The organism is Sphingomonas sp. J344 (assembly GCF_024700005.1).
Classification (GTDB): Bacteria; Pseudomonadota; Alphaproteobacteria; order Sphingomonadales; family Sphingomonadaceae; genus Sphingomonas.
Genome location: NZ_JAJONB010000001.1, coordinates 3060409 through 3078098 on the forward strand (window position 1 = coordinate 3060409; position 17690 = coordinate 3078098).

Annotated in this window: 21 protein-coding genes and 2 pseudogenes; 5 read left to right on the top strand and 18 right to left on the bottom strand. The window is 65.8% G+C overall.

Annotated elements, in window-relative coordinates:
* Positions 1–35: 35 nt before the first annotated feature.
* The 10 genes and pseudogenes from LRS12_RS20105 to LRS12_RS15705 all read right to left on the bottom strand — a co-directional run bounded on the left by LRS12_RS20105 (position 36) and on the right by LRS12_RS15705 (position 6239).
* Entirely contained in the window at positions 36–332 is a 297-nt protein-coding gene (locus LRS12_RS20105; protein ID WP_308223029.1) for a hypothetical protein, read from the bottom strand.
* A complete protein-coding gene (locus tag LRS12_RS20110) occupies positions 332–784 on the bottom strand; it encodes a DUF4230 domain-containing protein (RefSeq protein WP_308223030.1) in 453 nt (150 codons plus the stop codon). The genes LRS12_RS20105 and LRS12_RS20110 overlap by 1 nt, the downstream gene beginning before the upstream one ends.
* On the bottom strand, positions 766–1623 hold the full coding sequence (locus tag LRS12_RS15670; RefSeq protein ID WP_257845337.1) for an MBL fold metallo-hydrolase: 858 nt from the start codon (positions 1621–1623) through the stop codon (positions 766–768). The genes LRS12_RS20110 and LRS12_RS15670 overlap by 19 nt, the downstream gene beginning before the upstream one ends.
* A gap of 3 nt (positions 1624–1626) precedes the next feature.
* Positions 1627–3360, bottom strand: coding sequence for a M56 family metallopeptidase (locus LRS12_RS15675; protein WP_257845338.1), 1734 nt, complete (start codon positions 3358–3360; stop codon positions 1627–1629).
* Positions 3357–3725, bottom strand: coding sequence for a BlaI/MecI/CopY family transcriptional regulator (locus tag LRS12_RS15680; protein WP_257845339.1), 369 nt, complete (start codon positions 3723–3725; stop codon positions 3357–3359). The genes LRS12_RS15675 and LRS12_RS15680 overlap by 4 nt, the downstream gene beginning before the upstream one ends.
* Before the next feature lie 262 nt (positions 3726–3987).
* A complete protein-coding gene (locus LRS12_RS15685; RefSeq protein ID WP_257845340.1) occupies positions 3988–4239 on the bottom strand; it encodes a hypothetical protein in 252 nt (83 codons plus the stop codon).
* Entirely contained in the window at positions 4239–5309 is a 1071-nt protein-coding gene (locus LRS12_RS15690) for a glycosyltransferase (protein WP_257845341.1), read from the bottom strand. The genes LRS12_RS15685 and LRS12_RS15690 overlap by 1 nt, the downstream gene beginning before the upstream one ends.
* 29 nt (positions 5310–5338) lie before the next feature.
* Positions 5339–5669: pseudogene (gene grxD, locus LRS12_RS15695) on the bottom strand (Grx4 family monothiol glutaredoxin).
* A 2-nt stretch (positions 5670–5671) separates the two neighbouring features.
* Positions 5672–5913: pseudogene (locus tag LRS12_RS15700) on the bottom strand (BolA/IbaG family iron-sulfur metabolism protein).
* A 2-nt stretch (positions 5914–5915) separates the two neighbouring features.
* Positions 5916–6239, bottom strand: a complete 324-nt coding sequence (locus LRS12_RS15705; protein WP_257845342.1) for a DUF1476 domain-containing protein — start codon at positions 6237–6239, stop codon at positions 5916–5918.
* Positions 6240–6378: 139 nt separating this feature from the next.
* On the opposite strand from LRS12_RS15705, the gene nadC reads away from it, so the two are divergent.
* Both nadC and LRS12_RS15715 read left to right on the top strand, forming a co-directional pair.
* A complete protein-coding gene (gene nadC, locus LRS12_RS15710; RefSeq protein ID WP_257845343.1) occupies positions 6379–7224 on the top strand; it encodes a carboxylating nicotinate-nucleotide diphosphorylase in 846 nt (281 codons plus the stop codon).
* 160 nt (positions 7225–7384) lie between these two features.
* A complete protein-coding gene (locus LRS12_RS15715; RefSeq protein ID WP_257845344.1) occupies positions 7385–7735 on the top strand; it encodes a hypothetical protein in 351 nt (116 codons plus the stop codon).
* A 4-nt stretch (positions 7736–7739) separates the two neighbouring features.
* Here LRS12_RS15715 and LRS12_RS15720 read toward each other — a convergent pair whose 3' ends face one another.
* From LRS12_RS15720 to miaA, 7 genes are all read right to left on the bottom strand, one after another.
* Positions 7740–8138 (bottom strand): DUF4112 domain-containing protein, encoded by a 399-nt coding sequence (locus LRS12_RS15720; RefSeq protein ID WP_257845534.1) that lies wholly within the window; start codon positions 8136–8138, stop codon positions 7740–7742.
* A gap of 28 nt (positions 8139–8166) precedes the next feature.
* Entirely contained in the window at positions 8167–9240 is a 1074-nt protein-coding gene (locus tag LRS12_RS15725) for an ABC transporter substrate-binding protein (RefSeq protein WP_257845345.1), read from the bottom strand.
* The gene (locus tag LRS12_RS15730; RefSeq protein WP_257845346.1) at positions 9146–9628 is read right to left on the bottom strand and encodes an ABC transporter substrate-binding protein; all 483 of its coding nucleotides are present in this window, start codon (positions 9626–9628) and stop codon (positions 9146–9148) included. The genes LRS12_RS15725 and LRS12_RS15730 overlap by 95 nt, the downstream gene beginning before the upstream one ends.
* A 55-nt stretch (positions 9629–9683) precedes the next feature.
* Positions 9684–10703 (bottom strand): ketol-acid reductoisomerase, encoded by a 1020-nt coding sequence (gene ilvC, locus LRS12_RS15735; protein ID WP_257845347.1) that lies wholly within the window; start codon positions 10701–10703, stop codon positions 9684–9686.
* 155 nt (positions 10704–10858) lie between these two features.
* Positions 10859–11374 (bottom strand): acetolactate synthase small subunit, encoded by a 516-nt coding sequence (ilvN, locus tag LRS12_RS15740; RefSeq protein WP_257845348.1) that lies wholly within the window; start codon positions 11372–11374, stop codon positions 10859–10861.
* Positions 11375–11378: 4 nt separating this feature from the next.
* Positions 11379–13139 (bottom strand): acetolactate synthase 3 large subunit, encoded by a 1761-nt coding sequence (locus LRS12_RS15745; RefSeq protein ID WP_257845349.1) that lies wholly within the window; start codon positions 13137–13139, stop codon positions 11379–11381.
* An 85-nt stretch (positions 13140–13224) separates the two neighbouring features.
* Positions 13225–14148: a tRNA (adenosine(37)-N6)-dimethylallyltransferase MiaA gene (gene miaA / locus LRS12_RS15750; protein WP_257845350.1), complete on the bottom strand. Its 924-nt coding sequence runs from the start codon at positions 14146–14148 to the stop codon at positions 13225–13227.
* Between miaA and serB the strand changes: the two genes are divergently transcribed.
* On the top strand, positions 14147–15088 hold the full coding sequence (gene serB / locus LRS12_RS15755) for a phosphoserine phosphatase SerB (protein WP_257845351.1): 942 nt from the start codon (positions 14147–14149) through the stop codon (positions 15086–15088). The two genes, miaA and serB, sit on opposite strands and share 2 nt — an antisense overlap.
* A 103-nt stretch (positions 15089–15191) precedes the next feature.
* Here the strand turns inward: serB and LRS12_RS15760 are convergent, their stop codons facing one another.
* Entirely contained in the window at positions 15192–16208 is a 1017-nt protein-coding gene (locus LRS12_RS15760) for an SPOR domain-containing protein (RefSeq protein ID WP_257845352.1), read from the bottom strand.
* Positions 16209–16405: 197 nt separating this feature from the next.
* On the opposite strand from LRS12_RS15760, the gene LRS12_RS15765 reads away from it, so the two are divergent.
* Positions 16406–17128 (top strand): ParA family protein, encoded by a 723-nt coding sequence (locus LRS12_RS15765; RefSeq protein WP_257845353.1) that lies wholly within the window; start codon positions 16406–16408, stop codon positions 17126–17128.
* Complete coding sequence (locus tag LRS12_RS15770) at positions 17128–17679, top strand: hypothetical protein (protein ID WP_257845354.1); 552 nt, start codon at positions 17128–17130, stop codon at positions 17677–17679. The genes LRS12_RS15765 and LRS12_RS15770 overlap by 1 nt, the downstream gene beginning before the upstream one ends.
* Positions 17680–17690: the final 11 nt, after the last annotated feature.

Below are 17690 nucleotides of genomic sequence, written 5' to 3' on the forward strand. Positions count from 1 at the left end.
GGCGCAGGAATATCATGCTTCGCGCCGGTTCCCAGCTATTTCGTCCTGTCGCCTTCACGCTCGGCGCGTTCGCGCAGCACCTGTTCGATCGACTTGGACACGTCCCAGCGTTCGCGGTCGGTGGAGCTGCGCTCGTCAGGGAACAGCGCCTCGACCGTCACCTCCATGCCGGTGGCGCGCAGCGGCATCGCGAAGCTTCGCTCGACGGCCCGGCGGGTGGCGTCGCGGGCGAGGCGCATCGGCGCGGGTTCGCGCGCCTGGCGGACCAGTTCCTTCTGTCCCGCCGCGCGATTGGCGGCGTCTAGTCGCTCCTCGCTGTCGGTGAGGGCCATCAGCACGCCGCCCTCGCCATATTCGCGGATATTGTTGAGGTCGACCTCAGGGCCGACGACTTCGAGCGGGGGAGGGCGATGCTGAGCTTCTTCGCAGCAGGGTCCCAGATCACGTCGCGCTGGCTGAGCTTGCCGAGATCGACCTCGTACCGGACCGATCCGGGCATGATCATGGTTTTTTGCGCGGTAAATCCCATCCGCGTCTGGCTGGTGGTGACCACGGCGACATAGCGCGCGGCAAAGGCGGACAGGCGGTTCTGTTCGCGCAGCCCTTGCAGGCTCGCCTGGGCGACGGTGACCGGGTCCGGACCGCCCGTCAGCCGGTCGAACGCGCTGCGCCCGACGAAGTACAGCGTGGCACCCACAGCGAGCGCCATCGCCAGCACCATGCCAAGTGCAACGACACAACCCTGTGCCAGTCCGCTGCGCTGCCTTACGCCGCTTTCGTCCATATCTCTCCTTCCGCACGGACGATGCCGCGGTTGTTCAGGTCGATCAGATGCGCGAGCACCGATCGCCCCGCTGCGCCGGTCAGCCGCGGGTCGAGCCCGACATACATGCGGGCGACCATGTCTGGGATCGCGCCGACCTGTTGATCGAGCAGGCGCAAGATCTGCCCCTCGCGCTGCTTGCGATGGCCCATCATGCCGCGAACGAGGCGGTGCGGCGTTGCCACTTCTGGCCCGTGCGCGGGATAATAGACCCGGTCGTCGCGGGCGAGCAGCCGGTCGAGGCTGGCCATGTACGCGCCCATGTCGCCATCGGGCGGGGCGACGACGCTGGTCGACCAGCCCATGATGTGATCGCCGGTGAACAGCGCGCCGCTCTCACCCAGCGCGAAGCAGAGATGGTTCGATGTGTGACCGGGGGTCGCGACCGCCTCCAGCGTCCAGTCGTCGCCTGAAACGCTCTCGCCATCTGCGAGCACGCGGTCGGGCGCATAATCGCGGTCGAACGCGGCGTCGGAGCGGGGGCCGTCATCGTCGAGCGCGAGGGGCGCACAGCCGATGATCGGCGCACCGGTCGCAGCGGCGAGCGGGCGGCTCGCCGGGCTGTGATCGCGATGGGTATGGGTACACATGATGGCGCGAACCGGACGGTCGGCAATCGCGGCAGTGAGCGCGGCGAGATGCGCGGGGAGGTCGGGGCCGGGATCGATCACCGCAAGGTCGCTGGTGCCGACGAGATAGGTCTGCGTGCCGGTATAGGTGAACGGGGAAGGGTTCGCCGCCAGCAGCCGTGCCACTAGCGGTTCGAGCTGCATCGCCACGCCGGTTGCCGCGTCATCCATGCGTCAGAAATGGCGGTTCCTTGTGGTTGGCACAACCCCGAACACTGCGCACGCGAACGGGCCGGCCGCGTGAAGGGGGACGCGGCCGGCCCTGGTGGAGACATCGCGCAGTGATGGGCTCGCCGCGCGATGGTCCGCTTCGCGATCAGTCCTTGTCGGCCCCTTCCAGCTCGCGCATCGCGTCGTCGATGCCCTTTTGAGCGCATTGGCCTTTTGCTCGGCACTGAGTTCGGTCTGCGCCTCGATCGAGCGGCGGGCCATCTTGAGCCCCATCAGCGCGTGACGCTTGCCCATGTCAGCGCTGGCGATCGCCATGACCTTGGCGCGGGCAGCGATGGCCTCGGCACCCTTGGCCTTGTCGGCAGCGGCGGCGGCGCGCATTTCGATACGATCGGTGCAGATCACGATCTTGCGCTTGTCGCCGTCGCGCGTCTCTACCTTGACCTCGTCATCCTTCGATCCGCCGCACTTCATCGACTTGACGTCGATATCCATGTCACCGGTCCAGACGAAGTCCTTGCCATCGCCCTTCAGGCGGATGACGCGGGTTTCGGCCTTTGTGCCCTTGCCGTCCTTGTCCTTGCCGTCCTTGCGCTCGACCATCACGATGCGATGGACGCGCTTTTCCTTGGTGGCTTCGGGCGCTTCCGGCGCGGCGGGCGCATCGGGCGCCTGGATTGCAGCAACAGCGGCGGGTGCAGCAGGAGCCACAGGTGCTGCGGGCGGCGTCGGCGCATCGGCCTGGGTCACGGCAGCACCCGCGCCCGAGGCGGTGAGCGCGAGCCCCGTGAGGGTCAGCGCGATGGCGCCGGTGACGCCTGCGGTGATCCGGGCGCGCGACTTGGGATTATGTTTCGAGAGCATTTTGAGCCTCCCCTTGAGTTCGTTGACAGTGTGTAAGTGGCATGCCGCCGAGACCGCACCCCCATGCGCGGACTTGACGATGGCGCGGCCATAGGCATGGCGCAGCGCCGGTGCGCGGCCTGAGAGCACAAGGGCGTCACAGGCCAGTTCCTGATCGGCGCGAAAGGCGCGGAACGCCCGCCATGCGACCGGGTTGAACCAATGGATCGCGAGCACGACCAGCGCGACCCAGTTGGCGATCAGGTCACCCCGAAGGTGGTGCCCGAGTTCATGGGCGAGCGCGAGGTTGCGCTCGACCGGATCGTAGCGCTCGGCGAAATCGCGCGGGAAGGCTACGTATTTGCGCCAGATGCCGAAGGCGAGCGGGCCGGTCGCGGCATCCGTTTCAATGACATGGACGCGGCCTTCCGCGACGGTGCGGCGGATCTCGGCCTTGCGCATCAGATTGGCGCAAAAGCGGGTATGCGAGACGATGTGCCAGAGCAAAAAGGCGAGCGCCCCTGCTGCCCAGATCGCGCCGATAATGAGCAGCAGGCTCGGGGCGCTCGACGTCACGACTGTCGTTTCGGTAACGGTGGCGGTCGTTCCGCCGGCAAGTTCCAACTGTGCCTGGACGAGCGCCTGATCGATGATCGCCTGGGTCGTAGCGGGATCCGCGGAGGCGGATTGCACGCTGCCGGTCAGGCCACGGAGCAGATCGGTGAAGCTCCACGCACCGGGCAGCGGCGGGATCAGCAGCCGCAGCACCGGCAACAGCCACAGCGCATAGGCGATATTCGGCCCGAACTGTTCGCGTACCGGTTTGCGGATCGCGAGGACCAGCAGCATCAGCAGCGTGGTGGCGATGCAGGTCTCAACCATCCAGGCGATCATTGCTTGATCTCCTTCAGCAGGGCTTCGATCTCGGCGATGTCCTGATCGGTCAGTGCATCGCGTTCGGCGAGATGGGCGACCAGCGGGGTCAGCTTGCCGCCGAACAGCCGGTCGATCAGACGGCGCGATTCACCTTCGACATAGTCGCCACGCTCGACCAGCGGGCGATACTGGTAGCGACGGCCATCCTCGTCGGCGGCGATGACGTTCTTGGCGAGCAACCGACCGAGCAATGTCTTGACCGTGTTGGCGCTCCAGCCACGCGACGGATCGACCCGCTCCACCACGTCCTGCGCGGCCAGTGGCGATTCGTCCCACAGGACTTCCATCACGGCGTGCTCGGCATCGCTGATTCGCTCGGTCATCGCTTCCCTCTCTGACTACGGGTGTAATCGTTACGATCACATCTGTAGTCAAGGGGCTGAACGGATGATGAATGGCGTTCAGGAAGCGGACGGGCGCGGTGGGCGGTGTCGGGAAATCTGACAGCCTGACAAAGGGCTAAATCATATTAACTATCGTGTCGCGCGGGATTGCGCGCTTCATCCGAATTGGCACGGGCGATGCAACTATTCGGGCATATGTGTTCACCCTTGTGTGACGCTTCAGGGGCGGGTGGCTTTCGGGTCACCCGCCCTTTCCCGTTCTGGCGACGGCATAGTCCACCGGGCTGCCGTCCCTGCGCCGACGGCGGCGAAATATTCGGGTCCCGTCCTCTTCAAGCCGCTCGGCGGCACGGGACAGCGCCATGGGGTAAATCTCGTTGAACAGCCGGTCGAAGGTTCGGTCCCAGCCATAAAGGTCAACCACCATCGCGCGGGCGCGCGCGCCGATCAGTTGCGCTCCGTCTTCCCACAGTTTTACGACATTGACCGCCATCACCGCCGTATCATCGACCGGGCCGAGCAGGCCGAGACCGGGGGGACGCGGTCCGGCATCGCCCCGCTCGCAACGCCAACGACAGGAAGCCCGCAGGACTGTGCCTCCAGCACCGATATGCCGAACGTCTCGTCCGCCATCGCCGAGACATAGATGTCGGACGAGGCAAGCGCACGGGCGAGTTCTTCGCGGTCCTTCTCGAAGCCGATGAACGCGATCGGCAGATCGCTCGCCTCGCGCGCGAGGCGATGCCGCAGCTTGCCGTCGCCGATCATCACCATCGCTGCGCCGAGGTCGGCGGGGAGGCGGCGGAACATATCGACCAGGCGATCGGCGCGCTTTTCATTGTCGATGCGGCCCGCATAGGCGAGCAGCGGTCCGTCGCCCGGCAGGCCGAGCTCAGCGCGAAATGCGGGGTCGCGGCGCACGGGGCTGAACAGGCTTGTATCGACACCCAGCGGCATCACATCGGTTCGCGTGATCGTCTTGCGGGCGAGGGTCGTCCGGGCGTCCTCGCTCAGGGTATAGACGCGATCGAATTCGCGATAGGTAACCTCCGCATAGCCATAGGCGAGCACGCGCATGAAGTCTGCCGCCAGCCGTCCCGCCTTCGCCTCGACGACGCGGTGGACATGGGCATTGGGGAAATCTGTGCGATATCCCGCGACCAGTGCGGTCTCCGGGAAGTCGCGGCGGTGGTTGATCGCGGTCCAGGGGAGCACCCAGGGGCAGAGCGATTCGATGATGTCGGGCCGGTACTGCGCCAGCAGATCCCGTACCGCGCCGGTCCGGAGGATGAAGCGATAGTTCGGACTTCCGCGGACCGGAGCGGCCCCGACTTCCGCGAAGATGTGGCGTCCATTGACCGTGACCCGATCCTCCGGTCCCGGCACGATCTGCAACAGTTGGTGCGGCGTGTGGTTGAGCACATAGTCGCGCTTTTCACGCAGATAAGTGCTGATGCCACCACCGCCAGCCGGCGAATAGCTTTGAGTAAGGTCGCAGATCAACAGGGACGCATGATCCCCAGCCACCGCGTCGGGCGCGGCAGCAAAAGACTGTACGAACATAGGTTCTTTACTCGATCTTCAACCCCCCGTTACGAGGCCGAAACGCCCTTCTCCTGGAGAAGTTGCGAGAGCTCCCCGCTCTCATACATTTCCATCATGATATCCGAACCGCCGATGAACTCCCCCCTTTATGTAAAGCTGGGGGATGGTCGGCCAGTCGGAGAATGCCTTGATGCCCTGCCGCACCTCCTGATCCTGGAGCACATCGACGCTTTCGAATTCGACGCCAAGATGGGTGAGGATCGACACCGCGCGATTCGAAAAGCCGCACTGCGGGAACAGGGGCGTACCCTTCATGAACAGCAGAACTGCGTTCGAATCGACGAGGGACTGGATGCGGGCGTTGGAATCGTCGGTCATGGTCATTCGCTCCCTGCCGGAACTGCGGTGGTCAACTGAAGCGCGTGGAGAACGCCCCCATCCGACCGCCGAGCGCGGCGTACACAGCCTGGTGCTGCCGGATGCGCGGCAGCCCCCGGAAACTCTCACTGGTGACGCGGGCGGCATAATGATCGCCGTCCCCGGCAAGGTCGGTGATTTCCACCGCCGCATCGGGGATGCCGGCGCGGATCAGCGCCTCGATCTCTTCGGCCGCCATCGGCATTGTTACTGCGCCTCGATCAACTGGCGGCGCGCCTCGACGGTCATCTCCTCGACCGCCTTTCGCACCACGGCGTCGTCGACTTCGATGCCTGCAGCAGTGAGATCGCCCATCAGCTTGCGTATCACGTCCTCGTCTCCCGATTCCTCGAAATCGGCCTGGACGACCGCCTTGGCATAGGCGTCGGTCTCTTCGGGGGTCAGCGCCATCTGCGCCGCCGCCCACTGCCCAAGCAGGCGGTTGCGGCGCGCTGTCACGCGGAACGCCATTTCCTCGTCCCGGGCAAATTTAGCCTCGAACGCGCGCTCGCGATCATCGAAGGTCGTCATCCTGCGTCACCCCTAATCTGTTTCGCCCGGGAGATAGGGGGCAGCGTCGCGCATGACAACGGGTTCGCCTGAAAGCGTCCGAGATTGAACCGGACAGGGAGGGGCGGTAGGCGGCGGGGAAATGGGTTCAGGAGTTGCAATGTCCGCCTTTCAACTTGCCGGGTTCGATCTGGACGGCTTTGTCGCCGCCACGCTGGCCGAGGATGTCGGCACGGGCGATGTGACTGCAAACGCAGTGATCCCGGCGGATGCGGTGTTCGACGGCGTGATGGACAGCCGTGACGCGGTGATTGTCGCGGGGCTGCCGATCGCTGCCGCCTTTTTCCGCGCGCTCGACCCGGCGGCTGAGATCAAACTGCTGGCGGGGGAGGGAGAGGCGGTGGCCGCCGGGAGCGATCTGATGCGGCTGCGCGGCAGTGCGCGGGCGTTGCTGACCGCCGAACGCTCGGCGCTCAACACCGTCCAGCACCTTTCCGGTATCGCGACGATGACGCGCGCCTATGTCGATGCGATGGCCGGCAGTGGGGCCACGTTACTCGACACGCGCAAGACGATCCCGGGCCTGCGCCGGCTAGAGAAATATGCGACGCGGATGGGTGGGGCGAAGAACCACCGGATGGGCCTGTGGGACGCCGCGATGATCAAGGATAACCACATCGCGGTGGCCGGATCGGTGGACGAGGCAGTCGCGCGCGCGGTGCGTGCGGGGATCGCAGAGATCATCGTCGAGGTGGACCGGATCGACCAGATCGAACCCGCGCTGGGAGCCGGAGCCACCCACCTTTTGCTCGACAATATGGGGCCGGAGACATTGCGCGAAGCGGTGGCGCTGGTCGCCGGGCGGGTTCCGACCGAGGCGTCGGGCGGGGTACGGCTCGACACGATCGGGGCGATCGCTGCGAGCGGGGTTACCTATGTCAGCGTCGGACGGCTGACCCAATCGGCACCTGCCGCCGATATCGGACTGGACTTCGTCCCCGCCTGACGCCTAGCAAGGCGTCCTGTCAGGGGAGTGATAACCATGCGTCCCAATTCGATTATTCGTTTCGAACAAGCCTATCTCGCGTCGATCGCGGTGTGGGGGGCTGAACGCCGCGCTTGGCTGGAGCAAACAGGTCGCTGCGATTGAGGCGGGATTCGCCGAGATGCCGCAGATGGTACCGATGGGCCATGCGATGCTGATCGGTTTCACCCTGTTCGCGCTCTTCCTCTCGCTCCTGCTCTGGTATTTCACCGCGCGTAGGGCGAGTGAAGTGGCGAAGTGGATCATTGTCGCATTCTTCGGCCTCTCGGCGGTTAGTCTGCCGTTCACGCTCGCGGGCTTTGAGGCCGTCGGGATCGTTCCGGTCGCGCTCAACGTCGTGACCTTCGCGCTGACTGCGGTTGCCGTGTGGATGCTGTTCCGTCCCGACTCCGCGGCGTGGTTCCGCGACAGTGGCGGCGATAGTGACAGCGACAGCGACAGCAGCACGCCTCCGGTGCCGCCGATCGCCTGAGGGCCTATCGGTCGATCGTCGCGGTCGCCGGGTGATGCTTGTCCAGGTGCCGCCGGATGATCCGCAGATTGCGCGAGTTGGAGCGGTAGAAAAAGTCGGCGACGTCGCCTACCCCGGGGATCAGGCCGATCAGCCAGTCGAACCCGACATTGCCGGCCATCCGCAGCATCGCGCCGCGCGACATGCCGATATTGCGCGCTTCCCACATCATGTAGAGGCCCATCGCGGCCGCGATCACGTCTCCGCCGACCGGAATCAGGCCGATCAGAGCGTCGAGGCCGACGGTCTGGCGCGTCCCGGGGATGGTGAAGCTGCGTTCGAGCAGTTTCTCCATCGCGGTGACCCGCTGGCGCACCGAATGGGGATCTCGGCCGATCGGGAAGGCGTCGGGGGTGCGTTGCATGCGGGTCGCCTTGGCCACGTCAGTCCTCCTAGGGCTCGCGCAGATGGGTCAGCGGATGCCAGGCGCGCGGGTTCGTCTGGAACGCGCTGAGCCTGAGCGCCGCAACCGACCAGCGCAGCGGTTGTGCGATCGGGATATAGCGATGCGCGGCGGTGAGCGCGAGGTCGGCCTCCGCGATGCGGCGGGCGCGCTCCCCAAGCGTCGGAGCGTCGCGTGCTGCTTCGATCACGGAAGCCAGATCGTCGGGGCAGTTTCGGCAGGCGGTGACCAGATACCAGCGCCCGCTGTCATAGGGGGCAACGCTGTCGATAACGCGCAGGTCGGCGTCCTCGCGTTCGTTCACCCATGCGGGCGTTAGCCCGATTGTGCGTAGATCGCGGGCGACGCGGTTCCACAGCAATTTGGTGCCAGGACTCCGGGTCATTGCAATGCGGATCGTCAGGGGCGCGTCCGGATTAGCTGAACGCCACGCTGCAACGCGGTTGCGGGCAGCGTTCACCCGTTCTTCCAGTGGCTGGTTCACCCAGGCCGGTGCCGCTGGAGGGGCGGCGGAGTCGAACTGGGCGGGAAGCACCGTCTCCACCGGCTGCCATTCGGGTCGAAACACGGCGGTCAGCGCGACACGGTCGATCGCCATCGCCAGCGCCTCGCGATTTATCGCATCGGCGGTAAAGCCCTTGTCTGACACGATCGCGATGCCGAACAGCCCGACCGCAGGGTCGACCCGCAAGTTCGCCGGGGCAATATCGGCATGGGAGAGCAATGGCCAGTCGCGGAAGCTGCCACCGAGAATCAGGTCGGATTCGCGCCGCGCGAAGCGGATAAGCGCGAGTGCGGCACGCTCGCCGCGCAGCCGGACATTGTCGGCGGGATCTGGCTCATCCTCCCCAGCCTCGGGATCGAGGCTGGGGCCGCGATTGGGACGCAGCAAAAGGGAAGTGTCACCGCTCTCGGCGATGTGAAACGGTCCCGTTCCGGCAAGGCGCGGGCGACGCAGGATCGCGAATTCAGGCTGGGCGAACAGCTTGAGCAGGTCGGTGCGGGCGCTTTTCAGCCGGACCTCTACCACCTGCGGTGTCATCTCGACCACCTCGTCGATCACGGCGACAAAAGGGGCGATCGAGGAGCGCGCGCGGGGGGCCGATCGTGGCGCGCATACTGGCGACGACATCGGCCGCAGTGATCGGTTCTCCGTCATCCCATTCGGCGTCGCGCAGGCGAAAGATGTAGCTGCGCCCGCCATCGGTGACGATCCAGCGTTCGGCGATGCCCGGCTCGATCCCGCCATTGGCGTCGAAGCGCACCAGCCCCTGTGCGGTCGCGCTCAGCACGACGCGCTGAGAGAAATCGAGTTCGCCCTTTGCAGGGTCCGACAGTTCCGCCGCGCCGCCGATCGTGCTGACCACCACGGCGACATCGTCGGGTCGGCGCTCGCAGCCGCCTGCGATCAGCGCGAGCGCAACGGCGAAGGGCAGGGCGGGGGAGCGCATGGCTCCAGCTTTATGGAGGCGGGGCGGGGAATCCAACCCCGCCCCGATGGTTGGGTCAGTTCTTTTCCTTGTCGACCAGCTTGTTCGCGCCGATCCACGGCATCATCGCGCGCAATTCGCTGCCGACCTGCTCGATCGGATGTGCGGCGGCGGCCTTGCGGCTCGCCTTCAGCTCGGGCTGGCCAGCGCGGTTGTCGAGCACGAAATCCTTGACGAAGCGGCCCGACTGGATGTCGGCGAGCACACGCTTCATCTCGGCCTTGGTCTCGTCGGTGATAATGCGCGGCCCGGTCTTGATGTCACCATATTCGGCGGTGTTCGAGATCGAATAGCGCATATTGGCGATGCCGCCCTCATAGAGCAGGTCGACGATCAGCTTGGTCTCGTGCAGGCATTCGAAATAGGCCATTTCGGGGGCGTAGCCGGCCTCGACCAGCGTTTCGAACCCGGCCTGAATCAGGTGGGTGATGCCGCCGCACAGCACCGCCTGCTCGCCGAACAGGTCGGTCTCGCACTCTTCCTTGAAATTGGTCTCGATGATGCCCGAACGACCACCGCCGACGCCGCTGGCATAGGCAAGCGCGACGTCATGCGCGTTGCCGGTCGCGTCCTGATGGATCGCGATCAAGCAGGGGACGCCGCCGCCGCGGACATATTCGCTGCGCACGGTGTGGCCGGGGCCCTTGGGCGCGATCATGATGACGTCGATGTCCGCCGGCGGCTCGATCAGCCCGAAATGGACGTTGAGGCCATGCGCGAAGGCGAGCGCGGCGCCCGGCTTCATGTTGCCGGCGATGTCATCGGCCCAGATCGCGGCCTGATGCTCGTCGGGGGCGAGGATCATCAGGATGTCGGCCCAGCCGGCAGCTTCCTTGGTCGACATGACCTTGAAGCCTGCGCCTTCGGCCTTCTTCGCGGTCGCCGAGCCGGCGCGGAGTGCGACGGCGACTTCCTTGACGCCGCTGTCGCGCAGATTCTGCGCATGGGCATGGCCCTGGCTGCCATAGCCGACGATGGCGATCTTCTTGCCGGTGATCAGGTTCAGGTCGGCGTCACGATCGTAATAGACACGCATTTCTCAGTTTCCCTTTTCCTCCTCTCCCTATGGGAGAGGATACGAAGACTTGCCAGCTTGCTGGCTAGTCGGAGTTGGTGAGGGTGACTGGCCTCTCGCCCTCACCCTTCCGCGCCTTCGGCGCTCCCTCCCTCTCCCGCTGGGAGAGGGAAATTTCAGGCCGCCTCACGCCCACGCGAGATGGCGACAATGCCGGTGCGAGCGACCTCGATCAGGCCGACTTCGCTCATCAGTTCGATGAACTTGTCGATCTTTTCGGTGGTCCCGGTGACTTCGAACACGAAGCTCGAGATGGTCGCATCTACCACGCGGGCGCGATAGACTTCGGACAAGCGCAGCGCCTCGATCCGGTGGTCGCCGGTGCCCGCGACCTTGACCAGTGCCAGCTCGCGCTCGACATGGTCGCCCTCGGCGGTGAGGTCGTGGACCTTGTGGACCGGCACGAGGCGATCCAGCTGCGCCACGATCTGCTCCAGCACGTGCGGGCTGGCGCTGGTGACGATGGTGATCCGGCTGACCGACTTGTCGTCGGTGATCTCGCTCACCGTCAGGCTTTCGATATTATAGCCGCGCGCGGTGAACAGGCCGGCGATCCGGGCGAGGATGCCCGGTTCGTTGTCGACGATGATGGCGAGCGTGTGCCGCTCGGCCTTTTCTTCCTTGATGTGCATAAGCTTAGACCAGCGCCTTGGCTTCGTCGTCCATTTCACCGGAGACTTCGGCGGCCTGGAGGAGCATGTCGGTATGGGCGGCGCCCGACGGGATCATCGGGAAGCAGTTGGCGAGCTTGGCCACGCGGCAGTCGACGATCACCGGCCCGTCATACGCCAGCATGTCCTGAATACCGCTTTCCAGATCGCTGCGGTGCTCGATCAGAATGCCCTTCCAGCCATAGGCTACGGCGAGCTTCACGAAATCGGGCAGCGAGTCGCTGTAGCTTTCCGAATAGCGGCTGGAATAGGTCAGTTCCTGCCACTGGCGGACCATTCCCATATATTCGTTGTTGAGGATGAAGATCTTGACCGGCAGGCGATACTGGGTCGCCGTCGCCAGCTCCTGGATGTTCATCTGGATCGACGCCTCGCCGGCGATGTCGATCACCAGCGCGTTGGGGTTGCCCAATTGCGCGCCGATTGCGGCGGGCAGGCCATAGCCCATCGTGCCGAGGCCGCCGCTGGTCAGCCACTTATTGGGCGCTTCGAAATGGAAGTGCTGCGCCGCCCACATCTGGTGCTGGCCGACCTCGGTCGTGATGATCGGGGCCTGATCGCGCGTCGCCTCCCACAGCGCGCGGATCGCGCGTTGCGGCATGATCGTGTTCGCATCGATGCCCGGACCTTCCTCGGGGAAGTCGAGGCACTTGACCGCGCGCCACCCCTCGATCCGCCGCCACCATTCGGACAAATCGGGCTTGGGATGCTGGCGCGCCTTCCAGATGCGCAGCATGTCCTCGAGCGCGTGGCCGACATCGGCGACGATCGGCAGGTCGACCCGGACGGTCTTGTTCATCGACGAGCGGTCGATATCGATATGGATCTTCTTCGCGTGCGGCGCGAAGGCGTCAAGCCGCCCGGTGACGCGATCGTCGAACCGCGCGCCGACCGCGACGATCAGGTCGGCCTGATTCATCGCGTAATTGGCTTCATAGGTGCCGTGCATGCCGAGCATGCCGAGCCACTGGTCGGACGAGGCGGGAAAGGCACCCAGGCCCATCAGCGTCGAGGTGACCGGCGCACCGGTGATCTTCGCCAGTTCGCGCAGCAGCTGCGACGCGCCGGGACCCGAGTTGATGACGCCGCCGCCGGTGTAGAAGATCGGCCGCTCCGCCGCCGCCAGCATCTCGACCGCCGCGTCGATCAGCGCCTTGTCGGCCTTGACCTGCGGACGATAGGTCTTGTGCTGGATCGGGCCGGGCTTGCTGTAGCGCGCGGTCGCGATCTGGACGTCCTTGGGGATGTCGATAACGACCGGACCGGGGCGGCCCGAGGTCGCGATATGGAATGCCTCATGGACGACCGCGCCAAGATGCGCGGGGTCCTTCACCAGATAATTATGCTTGGTACAGTGGCGAGTGATGCCGACCGTGTCCGCCTCCTGAAAAGCGTCGCTGCCGATCAGGTGCGTCGGGACCTGGCCGGTGATGACGACCATCGGGATCGAATCCATCAACGCGTCGGTGATGCCGGTGACCGCATTGGTCGCGCCGGGGCCGGAGGTGACGAGGACAACGCCGGGCTTGCCGGTCGATCGGGCATAGCCCTCCGCCGCATGGGTCGCCGCCTGTTCGTGGCGGACGAGGATGTGGCGGATCTTCTTCTGCTTGAAGATCGCGTCATAGATCGGGAGCACCGCGCCGCCGGGATAGCCGAACACGACCTCCACACCGAGGTCGACCAGCGCCTCGATCAGAATGTCTGCTCCGCTTTTCTCGGCCACGATAAGTCTCCTTGGATGCCGCAGTGCAATGCGTTGGGGGAAGCGCGCTGCTATGCGTATGAAAGATGCGTGTCAAGCATTGTGTTTATACGATTCGTGCGAAATTAGCCATTCGATTGATAATATCTGTCGCGTGAATGCGCGGCCAGGCGACCGGCGGCTGGTGCCGCAACCAGGTATATTGCCGCTTGGCATATTGCCGCGTTGCCGCCTGCGCACGCTCAAGTGCCTCTGCGCGCCCGATTTCCCCGGCGAGCATCGCGGCGATCTCCGGCACGCCGATTGCCTTTCGCACCGGAGCCTCGGGCGGAATGTCGTCACGAGCGAGCAGCGCGGCGACCTCGTCGATCGCGCCCTCGTCGAACATCGCGGCGAGGCGGAGGTCGCAGCGCTCGGTCAGCCATGCGCGGTCGGGAAGAAGGATCAGCGGGGCGAGGTCGATCTGGTCAGCGATCCCACCCACTTTCGCGCGCTGCCAGTCGGCCAGCGTGCGGCCAGTGGCGGTGACCACCTCCAGCGCGCGGGCGACGCGGGTGGTGTCGGCGGCGGCGAGGCGCGCGGCAGCTTCGGGGTCGCGTTCGGTCAGCAGGGCGTGAGCCTGCGCGACGGGCAAAGCGCGGACCTCGGCGCGGATCGCCGGGTCGATGCCGGGCACCGGGGCGATGCCGTCGAGCAGGGTGCGGAGATACATGCCGGTCCCGCCGACGAGAATGGGGAGGCTGCCGCGTTCCTGCGCCGCCGCGATCTCCGCCTTGGCCTCAGCCGCCCAGCGCGCGGCGGAATAATCGTCGGTGCCTGTGACATGGCCGAACAGGCGATGCGGGGCCTGTGCCTCTTCTTCGGGCGAGGGCCGGGCGCTCAGCACGCGCAATTCGGCATAAACCTGAGCCAGATCCGCGTTGATCACGGTGCCGCCGGTCGCCTGGGCGAGTGCGATCGCCAAAGCGGACTTGCCGCTGGCGGTCGGTCCTGCAATGAGCGCGACCTTCGGCCGGTCGGGAGGGTTCATGTTCGTCGCCACTTTGATTGCTGATGGTGGGCTGGATGACGCGCTTCTAGCGGACATGGCGCATCAGTTCGACATGGACTGTGTTGCCGGCAAAGTCCTGAGCGCCGATTTGACGGACCCCGGCCGTGCCGCCGATTTGGTTTTTCAACCATCCTCCGATTTCAGTATCTCGGATTGCGCTCTCCTTGCCGACAGCATTCGCGAGATGGCGGGATCAATCGCGAAATCCGGCTTTGGCTGCGACCTGTCTCTCGATGTCATTGTTCAGCCCAATTCTACGCGCGAGAAAAGGCTGATCGTCGCCGATATGGATTCGACGATGATCACCGTCGAATGCATCGACGAGCTGGCCGATTATGCCGGGATCAAGGCGCAGATCGCCGAGGTCACGGAGGCGGCGATGCGCGGCGAGCTGGACTTTGCCGAGGCGCTGGATGCGCGGGTGGCGCTGCTCAAGGGGCTGGGCGCCGACGCGATCGACCGCTGTCTGGCGGAGCGGGTGCGGTTGATGCCCGGCGCGCGGACTCTGGTGCAGACGATGAGGGCTCGCGGGGCGACCGCGATCCTGGTGTCGGGTGGCTTTACGCGCTTTGCGCAGCCGGTGGGAGCGCAGATCGGGTTCGATCGCGTGATCGCCAATGAATTGCTGATTGAAGACGACGCGCTGACCGGCGCGGTGACCAAGCCGATTGTCGATTCATCGACCAAGGAAGTGACGCTGCTGGGCGCGATGGCGGAGCTGGGGCTGGACGCTTCCGCGACGATGGCGGTCGGAGATGGCGCGAATGACCTTGCGATGATCCGTCAGGCGGGGCTGGGGGTCGCCTATCATGCCAAGCCGGTCGTTGCCGCGGCTGCGGGCGCGCGGATCGACCATGGGGATTTGACGGCGTTGCTGTACGCGCAGGGTATTGCGCGGAGCGAGTGGGTCGAGGGCTGAGCTTTTCGTCACCCTGGGCTTGACCCGGGGCCAGCTGCCTTGGCCGGTCGAAGAAGCGGGGCCCGGGTCAAGCCCGGGGTGACGGTTAGTTTATCGCTTCAACCTACTCCCGCACCGGCACGCAGGGGCTTAGTCCGCGACACGCCGCGCTGGCTTCGGCACTGGAGGCGAAGGGGCCGACCAGCACCTTGGTCAGGCGGCCCGACTTCACGTAGGAAACCTTGCGGCCCGGGAAGCGGCCGCCGACCTGCGACCACAGCTTCTGGGCATTCCCCGGCTCGCCAAACGCACCGAGTTGGAGTTTCCAGCCGCCATCGCGGATCGCCGCGGTGGCGACAGGGGCGGGTGGTGTCGGCTTCGGCGTCGGCTTTGGGGCGGGCCGGACGATCGGTGGTGCAGGGCGTGTCTCTGTGCTCTGCGTCGGGGTCGGTGCCGGGATCGCCTCACGCGGCTGATAGGCCGCCGAGGGCGGCAACTGGGTGCGGCCGACGGTTGCGGGCGGCTGGTTGCCGCGCGGCGGCTGGATCACGGCGACGCTGGGACGTCCAGCGTCGCGCTCATAGGCGCGCGCGAGTTCCAGCCCCTTTTGCCGGTCCTGCAGCGAGATATAGCCGTCCATCTGTGCCTGAGCCGCAGATGCCTGAGGCAGACCCTGTGCGGCCGCCCGGACGGTGAGGGCGTAGGCGCGCACCCAGTCCTTGGTCACGGCGTCGCCGTTGAAGAACATCGTCCCCAATACATATTGCGCGCGCGGTTCACCGCGCGCCGACGCCTTTTCGAGCCATTCGACTGCCTGAAGCCGCTTGCCGTTTTCGAACAGCGCGAGGCCGTAATTCTCCTCGGCCTGGGGATGTCCCTGGAGTGCTGCCTTGCGATACCATTCCTCGGCCTGAGCGAGGTCGGCGGGGACGCCGCGGCCGAGCTTGTACGCCTGGCCCATGTTGAACTGCGCATCGGCGTCGCCCGCGACGGCTGGGCCGCGCCATTGCGCCACCGCAGCGCGATAATCGCCGCGCTGCCACGCCTCGACCCCCGCTTTCACATCGGCCTGACCAAGCGCCAGCGCCGGAGCAGCCAGAAGCGCGCCGACCAGCGTCGCCGTCCAGATGAAGTGCCTCATTCGGTCAGTTCCCGATCCCGCCCACGCATGGATAATGACAGTTAACCATAGCATGGCCAAGCAATGCTTGCGCTTTGGTTAAGCCCGGCATGGGACAACTCCCGGTGCCGCACCTGATTTCGCAGCGCCATTAACGCCTTCTTAGCTTCCCGATGGCATCCCCAATGTTGGGTAATCGGGTTATTTTCGAGGGGTAGATGCGCGTACTCGCGATGGCATCACAAAAGGGTGGTTCGGGCAAGACCACGCTGAGCGGGCACCTGGCGGTGCAGGCGCAGCGGGCCGGCCATGGCCCCGTCGTTCTGATCGACATCGATCCGCAAGGGTCGCTGTCCGACTGGTGGAACGAGCGTGAGACGGATTTCCCCGCCTTCGCCCAGACCACGGTCGCCCGGCTCGCCGCCGATCTCGAGGTGTTGCGACAGCAGGGCTTTCGCCTTGCCGTGATCGACACGCCGCCTGCCATCACGATGGCAATCCAGAGTGTGATCCAGGTCGCCGAACTGATCGTCATCCCAACCCGACCCTCGCCGCATGACCTGCGCGCAGTGGGCGCAACGGTCGATCTGTGCGACCGCGCGGGCAAGCCGCTGATCTTCGTGGTCAACGCAGCGACGCCCAAGGCCAAGATCACCAGCGAGGCCGCCGTCGCGCTGTCGCAGCACGGGACGGTTGCCCCGGTCACGCTGCATCACCGCACCGATTTCGCCGCGTCGATGATCGACGGGCGCACCGTCATGGAAGTGGACCCCAACGGCAAGTCGGCCGGTGAGGTGACCGCGCTCTGGGCCTATATCAGCGATCGCCTGGAGAAGAATTTCCGCCGCACCGTGTTCAGCGCGCCCGCCGCCGCTGCGACGCCGCACGCTGCCTTTGCCGGGCGTCCCCAGGGTGGCTTTGGCCGCCGGGTGGTGAGCTGATGTTCGGCTCCGCCAAGCCCGCCGCGTCGCTGTCCTCGGGCCTGCTCGCCCGCAAGGGACAGGCACGCCCCGCGATGCGCCCCCAGGGATTTGTCGGCCTCGATCCGGGGACGTCGCTCGACGATCTGGGGTGGAACGACATGGGCGGCGAGGTGCCCGTGCCCGCGTTCGAGCCGGTGCCGCCGGTGCTGGCCCAGCGCCAGACTCTGGTCGAAGAATTCGCGCCCCAGCCCGAGCCTGTGGCCGCGCCCCAGCCGGTCACCCATGTGCCCGAGCCGGAACCCGCGACCCAGGTAGAGTCGGATGTGCCCGCGCGACCGGTTTCCAACGCTACCGCCGCGCGGATCGGGCGCGAGGTTGCGTCGCGCAAGGGCAAGGCCGCCTTCACGCTGCGGCTCGACCATGAACGTCATTTGAAGCTGCGTCTCGCCTCGGCGCTCACCGGCCGTTCGGCCCAGTTGATCGTGACCGAGGCACTCGACGCATTTCTTGAATCTTTGCCCGAACTGGGGGCGCTGGTTGACCGGCTTCCTGCGGGCAAGGCGCGCTGATCCAGGGGGAC

Bases quoted from the DNA above. Each gene is read 5' to 3' on its own strand.
- LRS12_RS15675 (WP_257845338.1), bottom strand. From the start codon at position 3,360: ATGATCGCCTGGATGGTTGAGACCTGCATCGCCACCACGCTGCTGATG.
- LRS12_RS15680 (WP_257845339.1), bottom strand. From the start codon at position 3,725: ATGACCGAGCGAATCAGCGATGCCGAGCACGCCGTGATGGAAGTCCTG.
- ilvC (WP_257845347.1), bottom strand. From the start codon at position 10,703: ATGCGTGTCTATTACGATCGTGACGCCGACCTGAACCTGATCACCGGC.
- LRS12_RS20110 (WP_308223030.1), bottom strand. From the start codon at position 784: ATGGACGAAAGCGGCGTAAGGCAGCGCAGCGGACTGGCACAGGGTTGT.
- LRS12_RS20105 (WP_308223029.1), bottom strand. From the start codon at position 332: ATGGCCCTCACCGACAGCGAGGAGCGACTAGACGCCGCCAATCGCGCG.
- LRS12_RS15685 (WP_257845340.1), bottom strand. From the start codon at position 4,239: ATGGCGGTCAATGTCGTAAAACTGTGGGAAGACGGAGCGCAACTGATC.
- LRS12_RS15765 (WP_257845353.1), top strand. From the start codon at position 16,406: ATGCGCGTACTCGCGATGGCATCACAAAAGGGTGGTTCGGGCAAGACC.
- nadC (WP_257845343.1), top strand. From the start codon at position 6,379: ATGTCCGCCTTTCAACTTGCCGGGTTCGATCTGGACGGCTTTGTCGCC.
- LRS12_RS15690 (WP_257845341.1), bottom strand. From the start codon at position 5,309: ATGTTCGTACAGTCTTTTGCTGCCGCGCCCGACGCGGTGGCTGGGGAT.
- LRS12_RS15760 (WP_257845352.1), bottom strand. From the start codon at position 16,208: ATGAGGCACTTCATCTGGACGGCGACGCTGGTCGGCGCGCTTCTGGCT.
- miaA (WP_257845350.1), bottom strand. From the start codon at position 14,148: ATGAACCCTCCCGACCGGCCGAAGGTCGCGCTCATTGCAGGACCGACC.
- LRS12_RS15670 (WP_257845337.1), bottom strand. From the start codon at position 1,623: ATGGATGACGCGGCAACCGGCGTGGCGATGCAGCTCGAACCGCTAGTG.
- serB (WP_257845351.1), top strand. From the start codon at position 14,147: ATGTTCGTCGCCACTTTGATTGCTGATGGTGGGCTGGATGACGCGCTT.
- LRS12_RS15730 (WP_257845346.1), bottom strand. From the start codon at position 9,628: ATGCGCTCCCCCGCCCTGCCCTTCGCCGTTGCGCTCGCGCTGATCGCA.
- LRS12_RS15715 (WP_257845344.1), top strand. From the start codon at position 7,385: ATGCCGCAGATGGTACCGATGGGCCATGCGATGCTGATCGGTTTCACC.
- LRS12_RS15705 (WP_257845342.1), bottom strand. From the start codon at position 6,239: ATGACGACCTTCGATGATCGCGAGCGCGCGTTCGAGGCTAAATTTGCC.
- LRS12_RS15720 (WP_257845534.1), bottom strand. From the start codon at position 8,138: ATGCAACGCACCCCCGACGCCTTCCCGATCGGCCGAGATCCCCATTCG.
- LRS12_RS15770 (WP_257845354.1), top strand. From the start codon at position 17,128: ATGTTCGGCTCCGCCAAGCCCGCCGCGTCGCTGTCCTCGGGCCTGCTC.
- ilvN (WP_257845348.1), bottom strand. From the start codon at position 11,374: ATGCACATCAAGGAAGAAAAGGCCGAGCGGCACACGCTCGCCATCATC.